Genomic DNA, 321 nt, shown 5'->3' on the forward strand with positions numbered 1-321 from the left:
AAAATAAGGCTTGACTCGAGAAGGCGGTTGAGTAGAATGCCACTCCCGCAGCAGCCAAAAGCTGCGTCGCTCTTTAACAATTTGAATCAAGCAATCTGTGTGGGCACTCACAGCATCGAGCATCAAAAACAATTTTTGATATCAATGTCTGATGAAGTGACCAAAGCAACGAAAATTGCAGCAGTTAATTCAGCAATTCATTGAGCCGCTTTTCGAAGCAACCAAACTTAAATTGAAGAGTTTGATCATGGCTCAGATTGAACGCTGGCGGCAGGCCTAACACATGCAAGTCGAGCGGCAGCGGGAAAGTAGCTTGCTACT

1 protein-coding gene and 1 rRNA gene are annotated in these 321 nt (G+C 45.2%); both read left to right on the top strand.

The annotated features are described in order from the left end of the window. A partial coding sequence (locus tag J9889_RS22440; protein WP_210558279.1) for a hypothetical protein occupies positions 1-204 on the top strand: 204 nt, incomplete at its 5' end. A gap of 25 nt (positions 205-229) precedes the next feature. Then, a 16S ribosomal RNA gene (locus J9889_RS22445) occupies positions 230-321 on the top strand; the annotation flags it as partial.

The organism is Aeromonas sp. PrichA-15 (assembly GCF_017939245.1).
Lineage (GTDB): Bacteria > Pseudomonadota > Gammaproteobacteria > Enterobacterales > Aeromonadaceae > Aeromonas > Aeromonas caviae.